The sequence below is a fragment of the Micromonospora sp. NPDC003776 genome (genome assembly GCF_053605645.1).
This window is the reverse complement of sequence record NZ_JBSGJR010000633.1, coordinates 1-3,699: the sequence shown is the minus strand read 5'-3', so window position 1 is coordinate 3,699 and position 3,699 is coordinate 1. Positions and strand designations below refer to the sequence as shown.

5 protein-coding genes are annotated in these 3,699 nt (G+C 76.0%); 2 read left to right on the top strand and 3 right to left on the bottom strand.

The window, feature by feature from the left end:
* Positions 1-29: 29 nt before the first annotated feature.
* Positions 30-803 carry an SGNH/GDSL hydrolase family protein gene (locus ACWEVO_RS32335; protein ID WP_452311239.1) on the bottom strand — a complete coding sequence of 258 codons (774 nt, stop codon included), beginning with the start codon at positions 801-803 and terminating at the stop codon, positions 30-32.
* Between the two features lie 122 nt (positions 804-925).
* On the opposite strand from ACWEVO_RS32335, the gene ACWEVO_RS32330 reads away from it, so the two are divergent.
* The gene (locus ACWEVO_RS32330; protein WP_452311237.1) at positions 926-1,243 is read left to right on the top strand and encodes a phosphotransferase family protein; all 318 of its coding nucleotides are present in this window, start codon (positions 926-928) and stop codon (positions 1,241-1,243) included.
* The gene (locus tag ACWEVO_RS32325) at positions 1,244-1,924 is read left to right on the top strand and encodes a phosphotransferase (RefSeq protein ID WP_452311238.1); all 681 of its coding nucleotides are present in this window, start codon (positions 1,244-1,246) and stop codon (positions 1,922-1,924) included.
* A 4-nt stretch (positions 1,925-1,928) separates the two neighbouring features.
* On the opposite strand, the gene ACWEVO_RS32320 is transcribed toward ACWEVO_RS32325, so the two are convergent.
* On the bottom strand, positions 1,929-3,038 hold the full coding sequence (locus ACWEVO_RS32320) for a magnesium and cobalt transport protein CorA (protein WP_452311236.1): 1,110 nt from the start codon (positions 3,036-3,038) through the stop codon (positions 1,929-1,931).
* Between the two features lie 122 nt (positions 3,039-3,160).
* Positions 3,161-3,699 (bottom strand): class F sortase (locus ACWEVO_RS32315; protein ID WP_452311235.1); only part of this gene is annotated, 539 nt, incomplete at its 5' end.

Below are 3,699 nucleotides of genomic sequence, written 5' to 3'. Positions count from 1 at the left end.
GCCCGGGGGAGCGGCGCGGCCCCGACCGGTCAGTCCGGCGGCAGCTCGACCGGCAGCGGCACCGGCCGTTTCGCCACCCGGTCGTCGCCCGAGGACCGGCCCAGCAGGTGCCGTCCCAGCCAGGGCAGCAGGTGCCGTCGGGCCCAGGCCAGCTCGGCCCGGACCACCTCGTGGCGGGGCCGGCGGGCGGCCGCCGGCAGCGGATGGGACCACGAGTCGTCGTACCCCGGCAGCCCGGCGGTGTACGCGAGCGCGGCGGCGATCCGCTCGTGCCCGGCGGGGTTCGCGTGCAACCGGTCGTCGCTCCACAGGCGGGGATCGGAGGCGACCGGGTGGGCACCGAGGTCTAGCAGGGTGGCCCCGGTCTCCACCGTGACCGCACGCACCGCGGCGTTGAGCGCCAGCATCCGGCCGCGCAACGGGCGGGCGATCGGCATCACCGGCGCGGGGTCCGGCAGCGTGAAGGTGAGCACGGTCGCGCCCTGGCCGACCAGCGCCCGCTGCATCGCGCCGACGTCCTCGGCCACCCGGTCGGCGTCGAACGCCGGCCGCAGCACGTCGTTCATCCCGGCCACCACCGTGGCCAGGTCCGGCGCCAGGTCGAGGGCCACGGGCAGCTGCTCGGCGCGGATCCGCCCGGTGGTCCGGCCCCGGATGGCCAGGTTGGCGTACTCCAGGCCGCCCTGGGCGCGGGCCACCGCGAGGGCGAACCGGTCCGCCCAGCCCCGGTAGCCGCCCGCGCCGTCCGGGTCGTCCAGCCCCTCGGTGGTGCTGTCCCCGATCGCCACGTACCGCCGCCACATCACGGTTGCCACCTTACGAACGGCCCCGGCGCGGGACACCGCGGGGCCGGCGCGCCCACTAGCCTGGCACGGAAGATGCACCTGATGACGGGAACGCTCACCGGCCCGGCGGGGCGCGCCGGATGAGCCCGACCCAGCGCAGCCTCGACCGGGACCAGGTCCGCCGGTACGTCGCGGCGTCCCTCGGCCCCGCCGCCCGGATCACCGGGGCCGGGCCACTGACCGGGGGCGGCTTCGCCGCGGTCTGGTGGGTGACCCTGGACGACGGGCGGGCCGTGGTGCTGAAGGTGGGCCCGCCGCCGCAGGTGCCCCTGCTGCGGTACGAGCGCGACATGATCGGCGCGGAGGCGCGCTACCTGCGGCTGGTCGCCACGCGGGCGCCCGCGGTGCCGGTCCCGCCGCTGCTGCACCACGGCAGCGACCCGCAGCTGGGCGACTGACTGATCACCGGGCTGCTGCCCGGTCGCAGCCTGTGGGAACTGACCGCCGCCGGCGCCGACACCGACGAGGTGCGGGTCGAGTTCGCCGTCGCCCTGGCCGCGCTGCACGGCGTCACCGGCGACCGGTACGGCTACGACGGCGGCCGTGCCGGCGGTGCCACCTGGGGAGCCGCGTACACGGCCATGCTGGACGATCTGCTCGCCGATGCCGTGGACTGGCGGGTGCGGCTGCCGCTGCCGGCCGCCCGGATCCGCGACCTGGTGGACCGGCACGCCCCCGTCCTCGACGCGGTACGCCGCCCGGCCCTGCTGCACTTCGACGGCTGGGCGGGCAACGTCCTGGCCGTCGACGGCCCGGACGGCACGCCCCGGCTCACCGGCCTGGTCGACGGCGAGCGGCATCTCTGGGGCGACCCGCTGATGGACCTCGTCTCGCCGCTGCTGTTCCGCCGGGTCGAGGACGAGCCGGACGACCCGTTCGTGCGGGCGTACCGGACGGTCGCGCCGTTCCCGCTGGACGCCCCGGTCCGCCGCCGGCTGGGCCTGTACCGGCTGCACCTCTACCTGCTGATGACCGTGGAGATGCCCAGCCGGGGCATCACCGCGGAGAACGATCCGTGGCGGGTGGCCCGCCTCGCCGAGCTGCTCGACCAGGAGCTGTCCGACCTGGACAAGCCCTGACCGCCTACAGCCACCCGGAGCGGCGGAACAGCCGGTGCAGGGCGACCGCGGCGCCCGCCATCAGCAGCAGCGCGCCCGCGTAGCCGTACCGCCAGCTCAGCTCCGGCATGTGGGTGAAGTTCATGCCGTAGATGCCGGCCACCGCGGTCTGCACGGCGGCGATCGCCGCCCACGCCGCGATCTTGCGCATGTCGTTGTTCTGCTCCACGGCGAGCTGCGCCAGCCGGGACTGCAGGATCGAGTTGAGCAGGTCGTCGTACGAGTTGATCCGGTCCACCGCCCGGGTGAGCCGCCCCTCCACGTCGACGAACCAGCGGTGCAGCGACGGTGGTGGCCCGTCGCCGCGCTGCTCCAGCAGTGCGCGCAGCGGCGCCTGCAACGGCAGCACCGCCCGCTTGAATTCCACCACCTCCCGCTTGAGCTGGTAGATCTGCTGGATGTCGGCGCCGCCGTCCCGGGCGAAGACGCTCTCCTCGACCCGTTCCAGGTCCCGTTCCAGGTGCCCGGCGACCTCCAGGTAGAGGTCGACCATCCGGGCGCAGACGGCGTACCCGACGGCCCACGGCCCCTCGGCCAGCACCCCCGGGCGTTGCTGGATGTCCGCCCGCACCGGGGCCAGCGCCCCGGCCGCGCCGTGCCGCACGGTGATGACGAACCGGTCGCCGAGGAAGACCATCACGTCTCCGGTGTCGATCACCTCGGACGTGTCGGTCAGCTCCGCGTGCTCGACGTAGCTCGCCGTGCGCAGCACCAGCAGCGTCACGTCGCCGTGCCGCTGCACCGTCGGGCGGTGGCCGTCGGCGAGGGCCTGCGCCACGGAGAGCTCGTCGAGCCCGAAGGTGCGCCCGACCGCCGCCATCACCGCCGCGCCCGGGTCGTGCAGTCCCAGCCAGACGAACGACCGCCGGTGGCGGCGGGCGCGGGCGTAGGCGTCGGCGTAGTGCGGTCGTCCCGGCTCCCGCCGGCCCGCCGAGTAGACCGCGCAGTCGACCACCGCGTCCGGGTTGGCCCGCCGCGGGGCGGGCACCGCCGCCCGGCCGTCGGGACGCCCGAGCAGCCGCGCGACGAGGGCGGGCAGCCGGCCGCGGCCTCCGCGCACCGCAGCACCGTCCACCGTGCACCTCCTTCGGCAACTCCGGTTCGGCGTGGCGGGTGCCGTGACCGGGAGCCGCCGTCCGCCGGACACCGACGGCCTACCGTACGGGGTCGGGGCCAGCCGGTGGTGTCGGCCCGGCGTCAGCGGGTCGCGGTGGCGAAGACCACGATGTTGTCCGGGTAGTTGCCGGTGCGGGGGTTGAACCGGCCGCCGCAGGTGATCAGGCGCAGCCGGGCTTCGGCGCCGCCGCCGTACACCCGCGCGGTGGGGAAGCGTTCCTTCGGGTACGCCCCGACACCGTCCACGGTGAACCGGGCGACCCGGCCGTCGACGCGGGTGACCTGCACGGTGTCGCCGGGGCGCAGCCGGCCCAGTTCGAAGAAGACCGCCGGCCCGTTCTGCGAGTCGACGTGGCCCACCAGCACCGCGTTGCCGGCCTCGCCCGGGGTGGGGCCGGGCCGGTACCAGCCGGCGACCTCCGGGTGGTCCAGCGGCGGCACCTCCAGGGCGCCGTTGTCGTCGGTGGCGACCGGGACGATGTCCGCGTCCACCCCGATGCGGGGGATGGTGATCCGGACCGGTTGGGAGCGGGGGAGCACCGGGCCGGGTGCGCCGCTGCGTTCCGCGGTCGGCGCGACCGACACGCCCGGCTGGGGCGGGCGCGTCGCGGTGCTGCCGA

What these genes read in the sequence shown, in the direction of transcription:
- ACWEVO_RS32330 (WP_452311237.1), top strand. Translation starts at nt 926, where the DNA reads ATGAGCCCGACCCAGCGCAGCCTCGACCGGGACCAGGTCCGCCGGTAC.
- ACWEVO_RS32335 (WP_452311239.1), bottom strand. Translation starts at nt 803, where the DNA reads ATGTGGCGGCGGTACGTGGCGATCGGGGACAGCACCACCGAGGGGCTG.